Origin of the sequence: Rhodococcus sp. NPDC059234, assembly GCF_042754225.1 — a bacterium.
Lineage (GTDB): Bacteria > Actinomycetota > Actinomycetes > Mycobacteriales > Mycobacteriaceae > Rhodococcus_G.
The window spans coordinates 1-20,623 of the sequence record NZ_JBHZAH010000016.1 but is presented as its reverse complement, the minus strand read 5'-3'; the positions used below and the strand labels follow the sequence as shown (position 1 = coordinate 20,623).

At 70.2% G+C, this 20,623-nt stretch carries 20 protein-coding genes and 3 pseudogenes; 8 read left to right on the top strand and 15 right to left on the bottom strand.

Features of this window, described 5'->3' with window-relative positions:
* Nucleotides 1-243: 243 nt before the first annotated feature.
* On the top strand, nt 244-747 hold the full coding sequence (locus ACFXGJ_RS05655; RefSeq protein ID WP_378617327.1) for a hypothetical protein: 504 nt from the start codon (nt 244-246) through the stop codon (nt 745-747).
* Nucleotides 731-881 (top strand): annotated as a pseudogene (locus ACFXGJ_RS05650) (SAM-dependent methyltransferase); the annotation flags it as partial. The gene ACFXGJ_RS05655 and the pseudogene ACFXGJ_RS05650, both read left to right, overlap by 17 nt.
* A gap of 126 nt (nt 882-1,007) precedes the next feature.
* On the opposite strand, the gene ACFXGJ_RS05645 reads toward ACFXGJ_RS05650, so the two are convergent.
* The 7 genes and pseudogenes from ACFXGJ_RS05645 to ACFXGJ_RS05615 all read right to left on the bottom strand — a co-directional run.
* On the bottom strand, nt 1,008-1,961 hold the full coding sequence (locus ACFXGJ_RS05645; RefSeq protein WP_378617326.1) for a DUF808 domain-containing protein: 954 nt from the start codon (nt 1,959-1,961) through the stop codon (nt 1,008-1,010).
* A gap of 133 nt (nt 1,962-2,094) precedes the next feature.
* On the bottom strand, nt 2,095-2,970 hold the full coding sequence (locus tag ACFXGJ_RS05640; RefSeq protein WP_378617325.1) for an STM4011 family radical SAM protein: 876 nt from the start codon (nt 2,968-2,970) through the stop codon (nt 2,095-2,097).
* Between the two features lie 2 nt (nt 2,971-2,972).
* Nucleotides 2,973-4,337 (bottom strand): STM4012 family radical SAM protein, encoded by a 1,365-nt coding sequence (locus ACFXGJ_RS05635; protein WP_378617324.1) that lies wholly within the window; start codon nt 4,335-4,337, stop codon nt 2,973-2,975.
* Nucleotides 4,334-5,140, bottom strand: a complete 807-nt coding sequence (locus tag ACFXGJ_RS05630; protein ID WP_378617323.1) for an STM4013/SEN3800 family hydrolase — start codon at nt 5,138-5,140, stop codon at nt 4,334-4,336. Before ACFXGJ_RS05630 ends, ACFXGJ_RS05635 begins: the two co-directional genes overlap by 4 nt.
* A gap of 46 nt (nt 5,141-5,186) precedes the next feature.
* Nucleotides 5,187-6,281, bottom strand: a complete 1,095-nt coding sequence (locus ACFXGJ_RS05625; protein WP_378617322.1) for an STM4014 family protein — start codon at nt 6,279-6,281, stop codon at nt 5,187-5,189.
* Nucleotides 6,278-7,225, bottom strand: coding sequence for an STM4015 family protein (locus tag ACFXGJ_RS05620; RefSeq protein ID WP_378617321.1), 948 nt, complete (start codon nt 7,223-7,225; stop codon nt 6,278-6,280). Before ACFXGJ_RS05620 ends, ACFXGJ_RS05625 begins: the two co-directional genes overlap by 4 nt.
* A 328-nt stretch (nt 7,226-7,553) precedes the next feature.
* Nucleotides 7,554-7,844: pseudogene (locus tag ACFXGJ_RS05615) on the bottom strand (DUF6924 domain-containing protein); the annotation flags it as partial.
* Between the two features lie 69 nt (nt 7,845-7,913).
* On the opposite strand from ACFXGJ_RS05615, the gene ACFXGJ_RS05610 reads away from it, so the two are divergent.
* Nucleotides 7,914-8,588 (top strand): hypothetical protein, encoded by a 675-nt coding sequence (locus ACFXGJ_RS05610; protein ID WP_378617320.1) that lies wholly within the window; start codon nt 7,914-7,916, stop codon nt 8,586-8,588.
* A 402-nt stretch (nt 8,589-8,990) separates the two neighbouring features.
* Here ACFXGJ_RS05610 and ACFXGJ_RS05605 read toward each other — a convergent pair whose 3' ends face one another.
* The 4 genes from ACFXGJ_RS05605 to ACFXGJ_RS05590 are packed head-to-tail and all read right to left on the bottom strand — an operon-like array spanning nt 8,991 to nt 12,354.
* Entirely contained in the window at nt 8,991-9,908 is a 918-nt protein-coding gene (locus ACFXGJ_RS05605; RefSeq protein ID WP_378617319.1) for an alpha/beta hydrolase, read from the bottom strand.
* Nucleotides 9,909-9,949: 41 nt separating this feature from the next.
* Nucleotides 9,950-10,957 carry a MerR family transcriptional regulator gene (locus tag ACFXGJ_RS05600; RefSeq protein WP_378617317.1) on the bottom strand — a complete coding sequence of 336 codons (1,008 nt, stop codon included), beginning with the start codon at nt 10,955-10,957 and terminating at the stop codon, nt 9,950-9,952.
* Between the two features lie 14 nt (nt 10,958-10,971).
* Nucleotides 10,972-11,637 (bottom strand): HEAT repeat domain-containing protein, encoded by a 666-nt coding sequence (locus ACFXGJ_RS05595; RefSeq protein WP_378617315.1) that lies wholly within the window; start codon nt 11,635-11,637, stop codon nt 10,972-10,974.
* Between the two features lie 54 nt (nt 11,638-11,691).
* The gene (locus ACFXGJ_RS05590; RefSeq protein ID WP_378617313.1) at nt 11,692-12,354 is read right to left on the bottom strand and encodes a TetR/AcrR family transcriptional regulator; all 663 of its coding nucleotides are present in this window, start codon (nt 12,352-12,354) and stop codon (nt 11,692-11,694) included.
* A 146-nt stretch (nt 12,355-12,500) separates the two neighbouring features.
* On the opposite strand from ACFXGJ_RS05590, the gene ACFXGJ_RS05585 reads away from it, so the two are divergent.
* The 3 genes from ACFXGJ_RS05585 (at nt 12,501) to ACFXGJ_RS05575 (ending at nt 16,248) form a co-directional block, all read left to right on the top strand.
* The gene (locus ACFXGJ_RS05585) at nt 12,501-12,875 is read left to right on the top strand and encodes a nitroreductase family deazaflavin-dependent oxidoreductase (RefSeq protein ID WP_378617311.1); all 375 of its coding nucleotides are present in this window, start codon (nt 12,501-12,503) and stop codon (nt 12,873-12,875) included.
* Between the two features lie 133 nt (nt 12,876-13,008).
* Nucleotides 13,009-13,647, top strand: coding sequence for a hypothetical protein (locus tag ACFXGJ_RS05580; RefSeq protein ID WP_378617309.1), 639 nt, complete (start codon nt 13,009-13,011; stop codon nt 13,645-13,647).
* A 276-nt stretch (nt 13,648-13,923) separates the two neighbouring features.
* Nucleotides 13,924-16,248: an ATP-binding protein gene (locus tag ACFXGJ_RS05575; RefSeq protein ID WP_378617307.1), complete on the top strand. Its 2,325-nt coding sequence runs from the start codon at nt 13,924-13,926 to the stop codon at nt 16,246-16,248.
* Here ACFXGJ_RS05575 and ACFXGJ_RS05570 read toward each other — a convergent pair.
* A complete protein-coding gene (locus ACFXGJ_RS05570; RefSeq protein ID WP_378617305.1) occupies nt 16,245-16,919 on the bottom strand; it encodes a hypothetical protein in 675 nt (224 codons plus the stop codon). The genes ACFXGJ_RS05575 and ACFXGJ_RS05570 overlap by 4 nt on opposite strands.
* Here ACFXGJ_RS05570 and ACFXGJ_RS05565 point away from each other — a divergent pair.
* A pseudogene (locus ACFXGJ_RS05565) lies at nt 16,885-16,977 on the top strand (hypothetical protein); the annotation flags it as partial. The gene ACFXGJ_RS05570 and the pseudogene ACFXGJ_RS05565 sit on opposite strands and share 35 nt — an antisense overlap.
* Nucleotides 16,978-17,238: 261 nt before the next feature.
* Here the strand turns inward: ACFXGJ_RS05565 and ACFXGJ_RS05560 are convergent.
* Genes ACFXGJ_RS05560 through ACFXGJ_RS05550 form a run of 3 tightly spaced genes read right to left on the bottom strand, consistent with a single transcriptional unit; the run spans nt 17,239 to nt 18,359 of the window.
* On the bottom strand, nt 17,239-17,703 hold the full coding sequence (locus tag ACFXGJ_RS05560) for an iron chaperone (RefSeq protein ID WP_378617303.1): 465 nt from the start codon (nt 17,701-17,703) through the stop codon (nt 17,239-17,241).
* 46 nt (nt 17,704-17,749) lie between these two features.
* Nucleotides 17,750-17,968 (bottom strand): hypothetical protein, encoded by a 219-nt coding sequence (locus ACFXGJ_RS05555; RefSeq protein ID WP_378617301.1) that lies wholly within the window; start codon nt 17,966-17,968, stop codon nt 17,750-17,752.
* Nucleotides 17,969-18,002: 34 nt separating this feature from the next.
* Entirely contained in the window at nt 18,003-18,359 is a 357-nt protein-coding gene (locus ACFXGJ_RS05550; RefSeq protein ID WP_378617299.1) for a VOC family protein, read from the bottom strand.
* Nucleotides 18,360-18,554: 195 nt separating this feature from the next.
* On the opposite strand from ACFXGJ_RS05550, the gene ACFXGJ_RS05545 reads away from it, so the two are divergent.
* Nucleotides 18,555-20,623: ATP-binding protein (locus ACFXGJ_RS05545; RefSeq protein ID WP_378617297.1), on the top strand; the 2,069-nt coding region annotated here is incomplete at its 3' end.

Sequence of the window (20,623 nt, the reverse complement as noted above, 5' to 3'; positions counted from 1 at the left end):
GCTGCCGATCATCGCACGGAAGGGATATTCGGCGCCGCGTCGAGCGGAGACAATGGGGAAGGACGTCTTTGCGCGGCATCGCCGGGGGCGAATGTCGTGGAATACCTCGATAGTTGCAGGCCGGTCGGGCAAGTAATTTCGGAACCCACAGCTGTCGACTCGCGGCAACGATTGACGAAACGTGCCGCTGGGATCGACTGGGCGGCGTGAGTTCCCGTCCCTGATGGACGGCACGATCGGACCATGAATCAATTGGCCAGCCGGTTCGCGGGGCACCTCGATTTCGGCGACGATTCGGTGGCCGGTGCCGTGCTACCTGCCGGAGTAGCCGGATTCGGAGCGGGTGCCTGGTATTGGATTCAGGGTGGTGAGACTCTGACCCAAAGCGAACTCGACAGGGCAGAAGCCGGTCTCAGCGATATGCAGACTCTGGTCGCTGCGGCTTTCGCCGCTTTCACCGCGGAACTGACCGATCCCCGGTCGACGACTTCGTTGTTCAGCGAGTTTCATCGCGAGGATATCCCCGCAGAGATGGTGTGCGAGTTGTTCGACGTGGACACCCGTGAGGTGGTCACCGACGAGGTCTTCCTCGACCACCTAGTCCTTGTCGGCATCACGGTCAGCCCCGCGGCGACGGAGCGTGTCCTCGCACTCGACTTCGCAGTCGGCGCTGACAAGCCCACCGACCAGCTGCTTGTCGCCGTGTGGGATCGGAACGACACCGTTACCGTCCACCACGAGAGTTGAGCCCGGCGACCGGGATCGGGCACCGGTGATCAGCTGGGCCGCAACCCTGACAGGTCCCGTGCTCGATGCTGGGTGTGGTCCGGGGCAGGTGGGCGGACTTCTTTGGCGGGTGCGGACCAGCCTGCCTGTCGGTGGCCAGTGGCTGAAGTCAGCGTGGAGTTGATAACGGCCGGTTTCGAGGTGATCGACACAGTACCCGAACGGACGACAGGCCTCGCGGCGCTGTTACCGGCGCCGGCAAAGCACCCGAGTGGGAACGGTCAGTGCGCCGCGCTTTCCTTCTTCCGCTTGGGAATCAGGTGCATGACCAGCACGGCGATCGCGCCGACGACCAGTCCGACGAGAGCGGACGTCACGGTCCCGGCGGTCCAGGACAGCACCCCGCCGAGGCCGCCGTGCACGAGCTCGCCGAACCAGTGCTCGAGGTCGTGGAGGCGATCGGCCGGCCAGTGGAATCCGGCCTCGCCGACGTTGACGATGAGGATGTGGCCGCCGACCCACAGCATCGCGGCGATCCCGACCACGGTGAGCACCGACATCACCTTCGGCATCGCGGCCACGAGTCCGCGGCCGATCCGCTGACTGAACGACGACTTACGCCCCGCGAGAGCGAGGCCCACGTCGTCCATCTTCACGATGAGGGCGACTACGCCGTACACGAGGATGGTGATGAGGATCGCGACGACGATGAGAACTATCAGCCGGGTGAAGAACGGTTCGTCCTCGACCGACGACAGCGAGATGACCATGATCTCGGCGGACAGGATCAGGTCGGTGCGGATCGCGCCGCTGACCATCGCCTTCTCGTGTTCGGGCGAGCCCTGCGCCTCGGCCGCGCTCTCGTCCTCGTGGTGACCGCCGGTCAACGCCTCGTAGACCTTCTCGGCGCCCTCGTAGCAGAGGAACATGCCGCCGGCGATCAGCAGGTACGGCAGGGCCTGCGGCAGGAACTGGCTCAGGATCATCGCCACCGGCAGGATGATCAGGAGCTTGTTGCGGATCGACCCGATCGCGATCTTGCGGATGATGGGCAGCTCGCGCTTGGGGGAGAAGCCGTGCACGTAGCGGGGCGTGACGGCGGTGTCGTCGACCACCACACCCGCCGCCTTGATGCTGGCCTTGCCTGCCGCCGCGCCGATGTCGTCGATGGACGCCGCGGCCACTTTCGCGATCGCTGCGACGTCGTCCAACAGGGCGACGAGACCACCAGCCACGGGAACCTCCCAGTTCGGATGCGCCGATCCGTTCGAACGACGCGCGGTCGCGCGTCAACACGGAACGGTACCGAACCGGTGGTGACGGCTGCCCAGTCGACTGTGGGCGGATCGCCCGGTTCTGCGCGCCGACTCAGCGGGATGCGATCACGGCGGGAAGCGGCAGCCACACCGGCTCCGCCGGGATCCGTTCCAGCACACCACCCGCGAAGACGTCGTACAGCGGAACCTGCTCGGCGTGGACGTAGCCGATGTGGCAGTCGCACACCTCCAGCGGGCAGGGCCGCGGGCGCAGCGCGTCCCGGAAGGAACCGTCGTACAGGTTGCCCAGTAGCTCGGGGACGAAATGGCACCGCCGGACGGTGCCGTCACCGTCGACGGACACCACCGAGTCCCCCGTGCGGCACGCGCGCCCCCGCGTCCGGTGCGGATGCCGGCTGAACTCGAAGAGCGGGTCGATGCCCGTCCAGTCGTCGGCATCGGCGTCGGTGTACTCGTGCCCCTCGGCGGCGTTGACCCACAGGTACACCGAACCGGGGAGCTCGGCGCGCAGCCGACGGGCGGCGGTCAGATGCTCCGGCAGCCCGACGACACCGACGCTGAAGCGCACGCCGAGCGCGGCCAGCTCGGCGGTCTTGGTCAGGAAGCGGTCGTGGGGCGTCTGACCGGGGTGGTACGTGCACCACAGGGCGACCACGTCGCGGTCGGCGTCGGCGAGCCAGCCGGTGCGACAGCTCAGGTTCGTCTGGATCGCCACCCGGCGTACCCGCGGCAGCCGGGACAGCTCCACCAGGGCCCGGCGGTACCAGGACCGGACCAGGCCCTCCCCCCACGGCGTGAACAGGATCGACAGCTCCTGGTCCTGTCCCTTCGCCCACGCGCAGAAGCGGTCCAGCGCGGCCCGGTCGGCGCGGAGCTGCTCGGGGGTGTCCCGGCGTTTCGCGAACGGGCAGTACGGGCAGTCGTAGTCGCACGACGCGAGCGGACCGCGGTACAGGACGGTCAACATCGTCAGCGGCCCTCGTACTCGGCCATCGCGGCCCGCACCCGCGGGGAGAACAGCTCCGGCCCGAGGGCGTCCGAGTACGCCAGACCCAGCTCGGTCAGCTGGAGCCGGCCACCGTCGGAGTGCAGCCAGCCGCGTTCGGACCACCGGTGCAGCTCGGCGCCGAAATGCTCGTGCGGATCGGCGCCGAACCGGGAACTGTAGTCCGCCAACGGCATTCCGGTCGCCTGCAACACCGACTGCAGCAGGTGCCGGCGCCGGGCCTCGTCCTCGGTCATCGCGTGCCCCACCGCGGCGCGGCGGAAGTCGTCGACGGTGCCCGCCACGTAGTCGTCGATGATGGCACGCACCTCGTGCGCTCCGACCGCGTAGTCGAACGAGTAGTGCAAGTTCCGGGTGTACGACCGTGCGCCACAACCGAGTCCGATCATGCCGTCGGTCTGGCAGGCGTAGTCGTCCGGGCCGTGGGCGGGCGCGTCGGCGCGGCGGAACATGCGCATCGACTCCTGGACGTAGCCCGACGCGACCAGGTGATCGCGCCCGCGGACGTACAGGTCGAGTCGGTGCGCGTCCCAGTCCGGATCGGGGCCGGCGGCTCGTCGGGCCAGGCCGGTCAGCGGCCGGACGTACAGCGGGTACAGGTACAGCTCCTCGGGACGCCAGGCCAGCGCGGCGTCCAGCGAGGCGACCCAGGAATCCGGTGTCTGGCCGTCGATCCCGTAGATCAGGTCGATGTTCAGGACCGCGATCGCGGCGTCCCGGACGCGCTGCAGGGCGGCCTCGACGTCCGCGCGGCGCTGCGGGCGGACCGCGGCCCGGGCCTCGGCGTCGTCGAAGCTCTGCACCCCGAGGCTGAGGCGGGTGACGCCGCGCTCGGCCAGCACCGCGAGCCGGTCGGCGGTGGCCGTCGCCGGCGACGCCTCCACCGACAGCGGGACAGCCCTCAGGTCGGCGCCCATGTCCTCGGCGATGTCGCAGAGCCGCTCCAACTCCCCCGCGCTCAGGTAGGTGGGTGTCCCGCCGCCGAACGCGGCCGTCGCGAATCGGGCCGACGGCGCCAGGGCCTCGCGCACCGCCTCCGCCTGGCGCTCGAGGGCGTCGAGGTATCGGGTGGTCAGCTCGCCCGGCGCGCCGACCCGGGTGAAGAGGTTGCAGAAGCCGCAGCGCACCTCGCAGAACGGCACGTGCAGATACAGCGACAGTGCGTCCTGCGGTTCGTCCGCCCACAGCTCGGTCAGGGCGGGAGGCGGGAGCAGCGGCCGGTAGGCCGTCTTGTGCGGGTATGCGTACACGTAATTCTGATAGGGCGGGACGTACCCCGGGGGCACCTCGCCCGCCGGGACCGGCATGGGTAGATCGGTGGTGGTCATCGCGGCCCCTCCAGGAAGAAATGGGCGTACGGCACCGTCCAGACCGCGGGGTGCCCGAGTCGGTGCCCGGTGTAGCCGTCCTCGCCGTACGCGGTGCCGTGGTCGGAGCACACGATCGCGAAACACCGGCGCCGGCCGGACATGGCGGCGAACAGCCGCCCGATGTGCCGGTCCACGTACTCCAGCGCCGCCGCGTGCGTCGCCCGGGTGTCGCCGTGATCCGCGGCGGCGCGCTCGGCGAAGAACCAGTTCGGCTGGTGCAGCGCAGACACATTGACGAACAGGAAAAGCCGACGCTCGGCGGGGAGCCCGACCACCACCCGCGCCGCCAGGTCCACCTGCGCCTCGAACGAGGTCGGTGAGGTCACCCCGAGCTCGGGAGACCAGTGCGCCTCGTCGAACAGATCGGGCAGCACCGAGCCCAGCGCGCCCCGGCGGTTGAAGAAGCCGACCCCGCCGATGCACGCCGTGTGGTAGCCGGCGGCGGCCAGGCCTGCGACGACATTCGACTCCGCGAACACGAACGTCCCGTCCGCGATCGACTCGCTCCCGCCGAACTCGGCCGCGAACAGCCGCGGGTGCGGCCCCTGCCCCACCGGGGTCGGCAGGAACCCGGCGAATATCGCCTGGTGCGAGGCGTAGGTGAAGCTGCCCGGGGCGTGGCGCTGCTCCCACCGGCCACCGGGCAGGTGCCGCGCCAGGTTCGGGATCCGCCCGGCGGCCGCCAGCTCGCAGGCCACGTCGTAGCGCAGGGTGTCGAGCGTGACCAGCAGGATGTCGTCGGACCCGACGACGGTCTTCATGTCAGGTTGCGCCGCAGCCGCTTTCGGCGGTCCCGCGACCGAATCGTCAGGCTGCTGCATCATCGACCCATTCCGGGAGCGCGGCCAGTTGTGCCGCATACGTGTCGAGCCCGTCGGCGCGCCCCGGCAGCCCGCTCAGGCCCGGGAGCAGATCGCCGAAGGCATTCACTTCGCCGACCGCGGCACCGCGCCAGTGCGCGGCGGGCAGCAGGTCCACCCCGACGCACAGCGTGCGGGGGAACCGGGCCGCGGCCCGTTCCGCGACCTCGAGGGCGCTCTCCCAGCCGTATCCCGCGGCGTCGAAGCCATCCCGCGCGGCGGCCAGGTCGCCGCGTCGCCCGCCCAGGTGCAGGTTGGTCATGGGGTGGGCGCTGGTGCGGAGCACCGCGTGGGTTGCCCGTCCGGCGACCACCACCACCCGCAGGTCGGCGGTGCGGCCGCGCCACGACGGCTTCGGCAGCCACGCCTCGAGATGCAGGTGTTCGCCGGCCAGCGCGTCGACCAGTGCGCCGACCTCGATTTCGCCCACCAGCCGACGTACGCGCAGGGTGTTGTAGACACCGTCCGTCGCAACCTCCGCGCTGCTGCGTGCCTGCACGCGGCCGCCGGACGCGGTCTCCACCGCGATCACCCCGGCCGCCGACGATCCGTGCGCGGGCTTGAGGAAGAACCGTCGCAGTCCGGCCGCCGCGGCCAACGCGCGCACCTCCGGCCAGTCCCGCGGCACCGGCGCGTCGGTGCCCGAGGTGGGCGAAACCGGTACCGGAACTCCCCCGTCCGCGAGCACCGCGTGGCACCGTCGCTTGTCGAACAGCACCGCGAGATCGCTCGGGTCGGTCAGCGGCCGCCCGCCGCGCAGCGTGCCGACCGCATCGAGCAACGATGCGTACCAACGTGTTCCGCCGGCTATGCGGGTCGGATCCCCGGGTCCGCGCAGCAGCGCGTCCACGTCGGGGTCCTCGCCGGGCGAGTCCAGTCGGACCACCTCGTCGGGGTCGAACCGGACCCCGCGCGCAGTGAGCACTTCGCGCCAGGACACCACCCGCGGTCGGGGCAGGCCGTGGCGGGCCGCGGCGTCCAGCAGCATCGTGACGCGGCGGTTTGCCGGGTTGCCCACGACCGCCAGGCGGGGACGTGTCATTCGCCGACCGCGACCGACCGGTAGATGGTTCCGTCGTAGGCGTCCTCGTCGGCGTCCGCGCTGTCGAGGTCCAGTTCCACCCCGGCCGGCTCGAGCGTCATCCGAATGCGCTCCAGCACAGCGTCGCTGAGGTAGTTGTGGTGCAGGTCCAGCGATTCGAGATGGGTGAGCGGCTGGCCGGCGAGCAGCGCCTCGCCGCCCCCGTCCAGCAGCACGCCCTTCGACAGATCCAGGGCGCGCAGTTGCGGGAGGATCGGCGCCGTGGCGACGGCGGCCGCGATCGCGTCCTGCTGGTCACTGTTGGAGAGCGCGAGGCGGGTCAACCGCGGGAGCTTCTCGCCGGAGAGGATCGGGGCGAGGTCCTCGACGGACGAATCGGCACCGTAGTCCTCTGTGCCCAACCACAATTCCAGTTCGGTCAGGGAAGGCAGGTCCGAGGCGGCCACGGCACGGACCACGTCGGCGGGCAGGCCACCGGTCTCGATCACCAGGCTGCGGAGGTTCTCGTGCCGGACCGGGGTCAGCGACAGCTGGCTGCCGCCGCGTACCCCCAGGTGCTCCAGTCGAGGAAACGCCGTCAGCAGGGCGGTGACGTCGGACTGCACGATCCACGAGATCTCGCAGTCCTCGGAGGTCATGTCCCCGAGGAACAGGGACCGCAACGCGGGGAGTTCGCCGGCGGCCGCGGCGAGGGCCTCCACCACGGGAGCGGAGCTCTCCTCGTACGGATCGGACCAGCCGCCGACGACGATCGCCTGCACACCCGCGGGATCGACCGCGGCCCGGAACTTCGCGAACGCCTCCGGCCAGTCGAAGGGCGGTTCGTACGTGGGCACCGAGATTCGCCAGGCCACCGGGCCCTGCGCGGGCATGGTGGGGGCGGTGTCGATGGGGAAGTCCACGACGGGAAGGCCGTGGAATTCGGTCTGCAGCTCGCTGATCACCGGGGTGCTCCTGATCTCGGGTGGGTTCGATGGGCAGTATGCCCGACTTGGGAAGATCGAGGTGAACCCGCCGGGTCAGCCCAGCGACGGGCTTCGGACAGGGCCGGGAGGGAACTTCGCAGTCGAACGATGGTGGGGGACCCTGTCGTCTCGGCCGTACGGCTCGTGGTTGCTCGAAGCGACGAAAGAGGTTGGTGCCAAAGTCTGTCCGGACACCAGGTCGACTCCCCCGACGTCGACCCGCAGCCGGCGAGTGTTCAGTCGAACCCCCGAGATACACGCCGTCGGGTCCGGCAGCGGAGATGAAATCCTCGAAGTCCATGTTTGCGAGGGACAGGTTGTTCTCGATCGACCACATCTGTGACGGGATCACCCGGACCGTTTGCCCTCGTGCGTGGCCGGTGTCCTCGGGCCCGGTGTCCACGGCGAGGATCGGATGCTCGAGGTCGGCGATGGTGGTGGTATCGGCGAGGAAGACGTAGTACGGCGGCCTGTCACCGATTCTCTCGAGGAGGTCGGCGATCGACAGGCCGTCGTTGTCGGGATTGTCTATGCAGAGCAGGTCGGCGGCGAAATCGGGCTCGTCGTCGACCCCGGGTGCCATGGCTGCGGCGGCCACGGCACGCCACCGCGCGTCGTCGCTGAAGTCGGTCCGGACAAGAAGTGACACCCCGAAGTCGTTTCCGAGGTGGTCGTCGAGTTGCTGTCCGGTACCGAGGGATTCGCACAGCTCGGCGTCGGCCTTCGCGGCAGCGTCCCGGTCGAGCGCGTCGCGGATCTGGGCGGCGGAGGCCGCCGGCGGCGCGGCGGGTTCGATCGACGCGACGATGCGTGCGCAATCGGCCTGGTCGAGCGGGGTGTGACTGCGGATCTCGAATGTCCAGGGACCCAAGGCTTCCCGGTATGTCACCGGAACGTGCTGCGTTGTCCATCCGGCGTCGGGTTCGCCGACCTCGGTGACCCATTGGCGAAGCGTGAAGTAGGCGTACTGGGCTGTCACGTGGAAGTCCAGGGCGCCGGTTCGGGGGTCGCCCTCGACGGGTTGGGCGGTGATGGACCCCGGCAGCCACGTGACCCGTGGCCGTGGCATCTGCGCGAGCGCCTGCATCTTCTCCTCGTACTCGCGCTGGGCGGTGGTGACGAACCGATCCTGTTCCTCACGGACCGGGCCGGTCCACTGGAACAGCGACGGCTCGAATTCCTCGTCGAGCACGGGGTCGGCCAGTTCCAGCACCTGAGACCCCGCCGTTCTCGACAGCGCAAGACCGAGCTCCGCGTCGATCGCGTAGGTCACCTCGCCGCTGGATGCCGCATCGACAAACGTGACCTGCCAGCCGGCGCGACCGCGGACGTCGGTCGGTAGCGGCCGGCTCGGCTGGACCAGTCGCGGTTGAGTCCCCAGCTCCTCCGGCGGCCACATCGCGTATGCCCGCAGCAGCGTCGTCGCATCGTCTCCGACGGTCATGACCATGCGATTCGGGGACTTGGCCGCGTGCACCAGCACTGCGTCGTCCGCCCTGCGGTACTCGTCGGTGTCGTTCTCGATGAACGACAGCTCGCCGGAGGCGTCTTCGATCCGCCACGACGTGGGCGGCACGTGCCAGACGCGGCCGGCATACGAGCCATCCGCCCAGAACTCGGCACGTACGGAACGTCCCATCGTGCTGTAGTTCAGTCCCCGAACCTGCGCCCACGTCATCCCCATGCCCTCAACGTAGGGCAAGGCACCGACACCGCTGCCGGACGAACCTGCGGGTCCACCCTCCTATGGTCGGGCGACCCGCTCGCGCAGCCACGAATGGACGCCGTCGAGCGCCGTCCTGGCCAGTGCCGTTGGGTGGCCCGTGAACCCGTGCGGGGACTCGGGGTAGATCCGGAGCTCGACGTCGTTGCCCACGGCGGCAAGCCGTCCCGCCATCGCGAGGTTGTCCTCCAGCAACACGTCGTCGCGCCCGACGACCAGCAGCGTCGAGGGAAGCCCGTGGAGGTTGCCGTAGACGGGTGAGATGTCCGGAGCGGTGCGGTCTTTCACGTGGCCGGCGTAGGCCTGGATGAAGTACTCGTCGGCGATCCGACGCCCGGCCGGAGTCTGCGCACTCAGGTCGTATGTGCCGAATTGGAGTGCGGCGCAGGTGAACCCGTCGACAGTTCCGCGATCCCTCAGCCGGAGCAGGGTCGTCATGGCGAGGGTTGCCCCCGCCGACCTCCCACCGATCGCCAGTCGGGATGTTCCGAAGCGGGCGCCGGCGTGCTCGACGAGCCAGAGCGCCGCCGTCTCGCAGTCGGCGGGCGCGGCCGGCCACGGGTGTTCGGGGGCCAGCCGGTAGTCGACGCTGACGACGGCGAACTGGAGTGCGTCCGCGAGCGCACGGTTGCGCACGTCTTCGCCTGCTGCAGAGCCCATGTAGAAGCCGCCGCCGTGGATGTCAAGGTAGACGCCCCGCACCCGGCCGTCGGTGGGAGTGAAGATCCGCACCGGGACACACGACCCCGCAGCCTGGACCACCTCTTCGATCGCCGGCGGGTCGACGGGAGCAGGGGCGGAACTCCTCCCCCGTACCTCCCTCAACTCCTCGGGACTGCTCGGGCCACGTCCTGCCACCCTCGAGGCGTAGAAGCGCCGAGCTTCGTCGACCTGCTCCGTGGGCACCTCAGCCACCACATCGTCCAACGCGAACCGCACACGCTCTCCTCACACTCGGTTTCTCAACACGATTGTCGGTGCTACCTTCCTCGTTCGCGGTCCTGCGTGGAAACGATCGCCGCCGCCGTGGCCGCGATCGTCCGGTCGCCGTCGTGGGTCAGCCTGGCGAGTGTCTGTCGTGCCGCCGTGCCGGGAATCTCGGCGAGGGCCTGCGTGATCCGCAACCGCGTGGGCGCGTCGTCGGTCGCGTGGAGCCTGTCCTGCATGACCTCGACGAGGTCGTCGGCAGGCGAGTGTGCCGCCAGAAGGCCCAGTGCCTCGGCGGCCTCGACATCGCGCCGCCCCTCGACGACCATCTCGAGCAGGGCGGGCATCGAGTCGCTACTCCCCCGCGTGCCGAGAGCGAGGGCGGCGTGTCCGCGGACCGTGGCGTCCGGATCGTCGAGGGCTCGTCGCAGGTGTGCCGTCGCCTCCGCGGCGTCGATCGCCGCTATCGCGGCGGTGGCGCGCCGCCGGACCTCGACCTCCTCCGAGTCGAGACCGTCGGCCAGATCCGCGAGTCCCCGACCGCCGGCCCGCCGCAACGACCAGTGCAACACCCCGGCCACATTGGGGTCGTTCTCGGACAGGACGGCCTCGACCAGTGCCTCGACGGGTAACGCCGCAGTCCCGTTGTGAGACAAGACCGCTTGTTGACGGCGGGCAGCGGACTCCGATTCGAGCGCTCGCAACAGGGTGACGATGGCCAGGACGTCGTCCCACTCGGCTGGGGCGGCGGCGTCGACGCGTTCGAGCTTGACGAGCAGTTCCTCCTCGGCCGCGATCCGCCGGCGCGTGTGCCGGACGAGGTCTCCCACCAGGTCGGCCGGCGCGAAATCCGGTTCGTCCAGCGCCCGCCCCACCTCGTTCAACGAGAGCCCCAGGGTCCTCAGGCTCTCGACGTGGAAGAGTCGACGGATGTCGTCGGCGGAGTACTCGCGGTAGCCGCCGGATGTGCGTCCCGTGGGCTTGACCAGTCCCCGCGTGTCGTAGTGGCGCAGCATCCGCGTGCTGACACCGCACCGCCGCGAGACCTCACCGATCAACATCTCGTCTCCTCCCGCTACGTGTCCGAGCCGGTGACCGCGACGCGCTTCGCCGCCTCGAGCGAGGGGGCGAACCCGCTGTCGGGGTCGAGGTAGAGCTGCTTCGTCACCTCCGCGTGCGCGCGAACGCGCGGATCGGGACTCGTCCCGGCCGCGTCGAGCACGGGGAGGACGGCCTCCCCCAGTCCTACCAGCGCACGGCTCAGACTCAACTGCATCTGATGGTCGCCCCGGCCGAGTTCGGTCGCCAGGTCGTCCGCGAGCGCCGTCTCGTCGCCGGGCGGGACGAGCACCACGGCCGCCCGCCACGCGCTGCGCGCGACTTCGTCGTGCTCGTCGTGCAGCAGCGCCGGCACCGCCGGCCAGGCGAGCGGATCCCCGATCTTGGAGAGGGTGTGCAGCGACTGACTGCGGGCCTGCGCGGTGTCGGACCCGAGCTCGTCGATCAGTCTCGGAACCGTGATCTCGGTCGGCATGCGGCACAACGCCCAGGTCAGCATGTCGCGGACGAAGAAGTCCGGTTCGACGGCACACCGGTCGACGAGAGTGTCCGTGAGACGGGGATCGGGGTGCGTGCCTGCAGCGAGCGCCGCCCGCAGCCGGCCCGACGGGTCGGCTGCGACCAGAGCGTCGACGAGGTGAGCATTCGGCCCACCGTGGTTGGTTGTGTTCACGACAACCACCTCCTTCGCCGACCATTCGAGACCTTGTCACTGTGTCAGGGTCAAGCCTCGGTACTACCCGCGGCGGGCTTCCAGCGCATCGAGGATCAGGTCCAGGCCGAAGCCGAACTCGCTCGTGTGGTCGTAGCCCGGCTGCAAGGCGTGGTCGACGATCATCTCCGTGAGGTACGGCAACTCGTCCGTCGGCAGGTGCTCGAGGATGGTGCCGGCGACTTCCCCGACGTCGCCCGGTGTCGTCACCGGAAGGTTCGACTCCTGGAGGACGTACCCGCCGATGTAGCTGTCGACGAGCGAGACCGCGTGTGCGGCCATCGGCAGCGTGAACCCGGCCTCGCGGAGGATGCCGAGGACGGCGTCGTGGTGGCGCAGCGTGGCCGGCCCCGGGTTGCGTCGGGAGTCCATGAGGCCGAGGGCCCAACTGTGTTGCGACAGAACCGTTCGTGCCGAGCAGGCGCGTGCGCGGATCGCGTCACGCCAGTCGTGGCACCCGGCGTCGGGTAGCTCGATCGCCGTGAACACCGCGTCGACCACGCCGTCGAGGATTGCGTCCTTGTTCGGGACGTGGTGGTAGAGCGACATCGCCTCCACGCCGAGTTCCTGCGCCACCCGGCGCATCGTGATCGCCTCCGCGCCGCCGCGATCCGCGACCCGGATCGCGGCCTCCAGTACGCGATCTCTGTTGAGTGGTGGCCGGGACGGCGGCGGTGCTGGTGGCAAGGGGGCTCCTGGGGCCGGAAGTGTTGACAACCTTACAGGCGTAAGCCAGCCTTACACGTGTAAGACAATTCGGGGTGTGGATCGGCCGCGAGGTCGGCGAACGCCCGGCCCTGACGCGCCCCGCGGGGCGAGAGACGGAGAACCCGATGCCGATGCCGCTGTGGTGGGGGCAGATAAACAAGCGGGTGTTCAATCCTCGCGCGATCGCGGGCGGGAAGTGGCCGGTGCTCACTCACGTCGGCCGCACCTCCGGCGCCACGTACCGCACGCCGCTCGATGCGTATCCCGTCGACGACGGCTACCTGTTCGTTCTGGTGTACGGATCGCGCTCGGACTGGGTGCAGAACGTCCTGGCGGCCGGCGCTGCGCAGCTCCGGGTCGATGGGCGGGACGTGGAACTCGCGGCGCCGCGCCTGGTCGGGGAGACCGAGGCCTTCCAGGCCCTCTCCGCCGAGGTGGCACGCCCGCCGAGGCTGCTCCGCATCAGCGAATTCCTCCGAATGGACCTGGTCGCGGGCTGACGATCGGCGTCGTGAGGGGCGGGAACTGGGTACGGCGAGACCGGCAAACTCAGGTAGTTCTCACCTGGCCGGGTGTGACGCGCGACACGGACGCTGGTACCTGCCCCAGAAGCCCGCGACACCGAGGTGACCGATGTTCGAATCCGTGACCGAGCTCTACCGCGCCTACAACAGCACGCTGGTGGACCCCGCCGGCGCCGGACGACCCGGCCTGCACGCGCCGGAGTGGGAGGAGCGGCTGCTGAGGGAGCAGCCGACCGTTCGCGAGACGCGGGAGTGGTGCCCCACCGAGCCCGGGGAGGTGGAGGCGTCCCTGTGGATGACCAGCGCCGTGTTCCTGTCCAGGATCGTGCGTGAGCTCGGCCATGCCCGCGCCGACCACGGCGGGTCGGCGGTCGCCGACCGGGTGACGGCGCTGTGCATCGACAGCGTGCTGGCGGGATACGACGGCGACCTCTCGGCCGCCGAAACGCTGGTGGACCGCGCCGGGCACGCGGCGGCGCGCAACGGTGACCTCTCGCTGGCCGCGCTGGTGGCCGAGGCCGCCGCGTACATGGCCGTGTTCGACGACGATCTGCGCGGCGCGGTGTACTGCTTCGAGGATTCGCTCGCCTCGTGCCGGGCCGGCGGAGGCGAGGAGCAGATCTCGACCCTGCTGGGTCTGGCTGCGGCATACGCCCTGATCGGTGACGAGCGTAGGTGCAGCGACTGCCGCGCCGAGGCCCTCGCAATCGCGGGGACACGCGGTGACACCGTTCGCCGAGCGGGATAGACGCCGGCACCGACCGGTCCGCGACGAGCCCCCGCTGCATCACCACGTCCTGGCGGTGGTCGGCCCCGCCGACGAGCCCTGCACGATCGCGATCGTCGCCCTCGACGACGAGCCCTGGGGCTGTGCCTGGATCGAGGGCGCGGGATCGGACCGCCGCGCCGATCCGATCAGGGTGCGATTCGCCCACTCGGATCCTCGGGAGCGATACCCTTACTTCGTCAGGTGCGCCGCGTAACCGCAGCGTAGCGGCGCCGCGATCACGAAGGGACGTCTCCGATGCGGTCCGCGGCGCGCGAGCGGGTGGGTAACCTCCCGCACGAGCTCACCAACTTCGTCGGCCGCCGCCGCGAACTGGCGGAGGTCCGTCGGCTGCTGTCCGAATCGCGCCTGGTGACCCTGACCGGCATGGGCGGTGTCGGCAAGACCCGCCTCGCGCTGCGGGCCGCCGCGAATCTGCAGTCGACCTTCGAGGACGGGGTCTGGCTGGTCGAACTCGGCGGGCTGCACGACCCCGCGTTCGTGGCGGACACGGTCGCGGCCGCACTCGGCCTGCGCGAGCGGATCGGCCGCCCGGCGCAGGTACTGCTCGCCGACTTCCTGGCCGATCGACACCTGCTGCTGGTCCTCGACAACTGCGAACACCTGGTGCACGAGGTCGCGGCGCTGGCCGAGTCGCTGCTGCGTGCCGCAGCCGGACTGCGGATCCTGGCGACCAGCCGGGAGGCACTGGCCGCCGGCGGGGAGGCGGTACTGCGGGTGCCTCCGCTGACGGTGCCCGATACCGATCGCGACTCGACGCTGCGCGGGCTGCCGCGCTACGACGCGGTGAAGCTGTTCACGCAGCGTGCCTGCGCGGTGGTTCCCGGGTTCGGTCTCACCGAGGACAACAAGGTGGCGGTGACCCGGATCTGCCAGCGGCTCGAGGGGCTGCCGCTGCCGATCGAGCTGGCCGCGGCCCGGCTGCGGGCACTGTCGGCCGAGCAGCTGTTGCAGCGGCTCACCGACCGATACCAACTGCTGACCACCGGTAACCGCGTCGCCCCGTCACGGCAGCAGACGCTGCGGCTGTGCATCGACTGGAGTCACGACCTCCTGGGCGAGCGGGAGCGGACGCTGTGGCGGCGGCTGGCGGTGTTCACCGGCGGCGTCGAACTCGATGCCGCCGAGACGGTCTGCGGCACCGATTTCGCCGACGACGAGCTGATCGACGTGTTGGCCTCGCTGGTGGACAAGTCGATCCTCATCCGGGAGGAGACGGGCGAGGTTGTCCGGTACCGGCTCCTCGAGACGCTGCGCGAGTACGGGCGCGAGAAGCTGCAGGAGGCCGGGGAGTTCCACGACACGCGACGTCGACATCGGGACTGGTTCGAGGAACTGGCCCGGCGGGCGCGGGCGGAATGGATCGGCCCACGCCAACTGGAGTGGGCCGACCGGCTCGCTCGCGAGCAGCCGAACCTGCGCGACGCGCTGGAGTTCTGCGTGAGCGAGCCCGGGCAGTCGGGGACCGGGCTGGTGATGGCCGTCGCGCTGTACCAGTACTGGATCTCGCGCGGCCTGTACGGCGAGGCGAAGAGCTGGCTGGACCGAGCCCTCGCCGGCACCGACGGGCACGGGCCCGCCGAACGGATCCCCGGGCTGTGCGCCAACAGCGTGCTCTCCGAGATGCAGGGCGACATCGAGTCCGCCCGGGCGCAGATCGCGGAGATGCGCGGGCTGGTCGACCGGGTGGACGACCCGGCGACGAAGACGCTGCTCGACCTGGGCACCGGTTTCCTGTCCATGTTCTCCGGCGATCTGCCACGCGCGGTGGACTGCTTCGAGTCGGCCCTCGAGGGATTCCGTGCCGAGGGCGACCTGCTCCAGCAGGTCGAGGCGCTGTTCGGGCTCGCCCTGGCGCGGGGGGTGTGGGGCGACCCCGACCGCGCGATCGCCTGCCAGGAGGAGGCGCTGGCCATCACCGCATCCCACGGGGAGTCGATGTACCGGTCGTACGTGATGTGGACGCTCGGCATGGCACTCTTCCAGCGCCGAGAGCTGGCCCGCAGCAGCGAGCTGATCGAATCGGGACTGAGGCTGACCCGCGAGGTGGGCGATCCGCTCGCGACGTCCACCTGCCTCGAGACCCTCGCCTGGATCGCGTCGGACGACGGCGGGGCCGAGCGGGCCGCCGTCCTGATGGGCGCCGCGGTCTCGGTCGGCGAGGCCGCGGGCAACCCGACGATCGTCATCCGAGACCTGCACGGTCACCACGACCGAGTGTGGGCGGACGCCGGCCGCGTCCTGGGACCGCGCGCCTTCGAGGATGCCTACCGCCGCGGTCGTGACCTCGACATCGACGCGGCGGTCGCCTACGCGCTCAACGACAAGGCGCTCGCCACGCCCAGGGCCCGTGAACCGGGCGTCCGGCTCACCCGACGGGAGCGAGAGGTCGCCGAACTCGTCGCGCAGGGGCTGACCAACAAGGCCATCGCGCAGCGGTTGGTGATCGCGCAGCGCACTGCCGAGGGGCACGTGGAAAATGTCCTCGCGAAACTCGGATTCACGACCCGCACGCAGGTCGCCGCCTGGATCGTCGCGGACGACGCAGACCCGGACGGCTAGGCCCCGGGGTTCCTGAAGCCGGCCCCCGGCGCGGCGTCCGACGGGTCTGGTCGACCCCTGGTTCGGTCGCAGTGACGTCTGCCGGTTGTTTCGTTGTGTAACAGAATCACTTTCGCGACCGACACGTCGGTTGTATCGCAATCGAATGGGGAGGAAGACACATGGGTTCTGCTGTTGATGCCTTGGAATGGATCCGCGAGGGGTACCTGGCCGGTGATCCGCTGCGATCTGCGCTGTTCGTCGGGGCGTCGTTCGTCACGATGCCGCTGCAGCTGATCGCGACGATGCTGGGCCAGCCCTTCTAGGCTGTCGTCGGCATCGAATCGGAAAGCCGCCCTCCCCGCTGCGGGACGGGCGGCTTTCGCATTTCTCGGTGCCATGCTGTACGGCCTGATCACCGCCCCCCGCTGCTCCCCGACGACGAGGCGGTTGCCGTCGCAGTCGCGATCGACCTTGCCGCGGACGGGCTCCACCGGCATTGCAGACATCACCGAGAACGTCTCGCGCGCCTTGGCAAAGCTCGAGCAGATCCTGCCGAAACGGTTGCAGCGCAAGGTAACGGCGCTGCGTAGTGCCACTGTGATCGAACCGGCGACCACCGGCTCGCGCGAACCGGACGCCCCTGTTCCCGCCGCGGTGCTCACCGCGCTGGCCGGCGCGATCAGAGACACGACCGCAGTGTCCGTCGCGGGAGAGAACGGCACGACAGAAGTCGAGCCGCACCGCCTGATCAACTGGAAGCGGCGCTGGTATCTGGTCGCCTACGAACTCGAAACTCGTTCTTGGTGTGCGATTCCCGTCGCACCGGTGCACCAGGCGATCGCGGCAGCCGCCGGTTCGGGCCGCGCGCTGGAGACCATCGCCATCTACCTCAGCATGCTGATGATGGACTTCCGCGTCGACGGCCCGCCGGAACTGGTGGCACCTTCGGCTGCCGACCATCAGCCCGGCAGACCGCGGCTCGCCGCGGCCCCCCAGCCGGCCCGGTTCTCAGCCCACCGCCTTCTTCACGAGCTCGCCGACCTTCTTCTCGGCGGCGGAGGTCCACTCCGTCAGGGCGAACGAGGTCGGCCACATGGTCCCGTCGTCGAGGATGGCCTTGTCCTCGAAACCGAATGTCGCGTAACGCGACTTGAACTTCTCCGCACTTCGGAAGAAGCAGACCACCTTGCCGTCGCTGGCGTAGGCGGGCATGCCGTACCAGAGCTTCGGCGTCAGGCTCGGCGCGCTCGCCTTGACGGCGGCATGGATCCCCTCGGCCAGGACGCGATCGGACTCCCCCATCTCGGCGATCTTCATGAGCACGTCCTGCTCCCCGTCCGCCCTGGTCGCACGCGAGCCGCGGCGGGCGGCCGTCTTCAACTCCTGGGCGTGCTCCTTCATCGCGGCACGTTCTTCGGTCGAGAATCCCACTGCGGACTTGGTCTTCGCGGTGATGGTCTGCTGAGCAGTCATCGGTCTTTCCCTTCGGGGTGGTCGTGACGGGGACGATCGGGGCGGGTCACCGGGCGTCGACGGTCTGTCGCGCGCCGCGTCGCCGGTACGGCAGCGCGAACAGGTACAGGCCGCTGAACAGGAGCAGGGCGAGCGGGAGAAGCGGCAGGTAGGAAAACCAGATGGCGGCTTCGAACGAGACCGCGACCGTGGCGACGAGGACGGTGACCGTGAAGGCGATGGCCGTCCAGCGGTGAATCCGCCGAACATCGGTAATCGAGCTCATGGGGATCTCCTGTGCGGATGAGAAGGGTTGGTAGTCAGTGGTCCTGAATCAGCCCGAGGACATTGCCGTCGGTGTCGGTGACCGTCGCCACCAGGCGGCCTGCGCCGACGTCGTGCGCGGACTCCTTCACCGCGGCTCCCGCGGCCGTCAGCTCGGCCAGCTTGGCCTCGATGTCCGAGACGTGCCAGTAGGCCACCGGCGAGGTCATGGCCTGCGGCCCACCGTTCGGCACCAGCCCGATGTGCTGGCCCTCGGCCTCGAAGCCGACGTAGTACTCCGAGTCGGTTTGCGGTGCCACGCCGAGCAGGGCCGAGTACACCGCCTTGGCCGCCGCCAGGTCGGACACGGGATGCAGCACGGTCTTGATTCCCTGGTTGGAAGGGCTGGTCATGATCACTCCTGACGTCGTGGGCCGCGTCGGCCCGGTGGGCTGCCCGATGGTGTGAACCGGACGTGTTCACAGCTTCTCGCCCGGCCCGGCCCCTCCACATCCGTGGCGACCACGGAACCGTCCACTGAGTGGCGGGCACGGATCGCCCACGCAGGTGCCGAGGGGTGCCGAGCCGGGTGCGGCAGAATGCGGGCTATGACGGCGCCAGTGGAGATCTCGGCTCGGGAAGCTGACGTGCTGGTGCTCGTGGGCGAGCACCTCAGCAACGCCGAGATCGGAGCGCGGCTGTTCATCTCGGTGCGCACCGTGGAGAGCCACGTCTCCTCCCTGCTGCGCAAGTTGGAGGTCCCGGATCGGCGGGCGCTCGCCCGGCGTGCGCCCGCGCCCGCTCGCGCCGACCGGTCACACCTTGCGCCGGTCCTGCCGACACCGCTGACCTCGTTCGTCGGCCGGACGCGGGAGCGGGCCGAGCTCACCGAGATGCTCGTGGAGCACCGGCAGGTGACCGCGGTGGGTCCCGGCGGAGTGGGTAAGACCCGTCTCGCGTTGGCGGTCGCCGCGGAGGGGGCCGGCGAGTTCCCCGACGGGGCGTGGTTCGTCGATCTGGTCCCGATCACCAACCCGGACATCAACGCGATCGCCGCCACGGTCGCCCTCGCACTCGGGCTCGGCGAGCAGCCGGGCCACGGCATCGACGAGTCGGTGCTGGCCGCGCTGGCCGACCGTCACACCCTGCTGGTGCTGGACAACTGCGAGCACGTGCGCGAGGGCGTGGCGCCGTTCATCGAAAGGCTGCTCGCGGCGTGCCCCGGGGTGACGGTCCTGGCCACCAGCCGGGCCAGGCTGATGGTGCCGTTCGAACGGGTCTACCCGGTCCCACCGATGTCGTTGGCCGGTGACGGCGGATCGGATGCGGTCGCGCTGTTCATGGATCGCGCGGCGGCGAGTGGCTGGCCGCCGAATCATGCGTTGCGTGACGATGTTGCGGCGTTCTGCGAGCGACTGGACGGAGTGGCGCTGGCGATCGAGCTGGCCGCCGCCCGGTGGACCACGCTCGGACTCGACGGCCTCAACGCCGGACTGTCCGATCAGCTCCGGATGCTCGCCGGCGGCGCCCGTGCCGAGGACCGGCACCGCTCGGTGCGGGCGGCGTTGGATTGGAGTCACGCACTGCTGGACCTGGACGATCGGGTGCTTCTGCGCCGGGTGTCGGTGTTCAGCAAGTCCTTCACCATCGATGCGGCGGCGGACGTGGCCGCGTCCGAGAAGAGCGTTGTCGCTGACGGATTGGCGCGGCTCGTCGAGCAGAGCCTGCTGGTGGCTACGGCGACCCCGACGGGGACCGAGTACCGGGCACTGGAATCCATCCGCCAGTACGGGACCGAGCAGCTCGGCGAGGCCGGTGAGCTGGTCGACACGAGGGCCAGGCACGTGCGCTGGTGCCTGGCCGAGGCCGCCGATCTGGCGGTGGTGCGAGCGGACTGGCGGCCGCGGTTCGATGCGGTGGCCGACGATTTCCGTGCTGCGACGGCGTGGGCGGCGGACCGGCCGGAGCAGCGCGGGGACGCGTACCTCCTCTCCCGGCACCTGGCGGACCTGCTCTTCACCCGCAACCTGATCGGCGAGTCCGAGTGGCGCTACGAGCAGGCCGCCGCGCTCGCGGACGACCCGGCCGCCGCCGCCGTGATGCTGAGACAGGCTGCGGCCGTTGCCGGATGCCGCATGCGCGGCGACGACATGTACCGCTTCCGGCGCGGGGCCGCGGACGCCGCCCACCGCGCGGGGGACACCGCCGCCGCCGCCCGCGACCTGGCGACCGCCGCCGCCAACACGTACCGGTTCTCGAGCAAGTTCGTCCGGGTCCTGCCGCCGGAGGAGGCGATAGCACTCGTCGCGGAGGCGCGGGAGCTGGCCGGCGACGACCCGGACGCGCAGGCCGCGGTGGCTCTCGCCGAGGCCGGGCGGGTGCTCACCGACGCCTTCGCCGACCGGTACCCGTCCGGCGACGCCACGTCGGAGACGATCGCGGTCGCTGTGCGCGCGGTCGACCTCGCGCACCGCACGGGCGATCCACTGGCCGAGTCCGCCGCACTCGACACGCTGGCCGGCGCGCAGAGCTGGGCCGGGGACACCTTCGCCGCCGCGGCGACGGCGCGGCGGCGAATGACGTTGCTGGAGTTCGTGCAGGACACCCCGGCCAGCACCCACGAGCTGATCGAACCGCTGGCCGGGGCCTCCCCGGCCGGGCTCGGCGCGGGGGACCG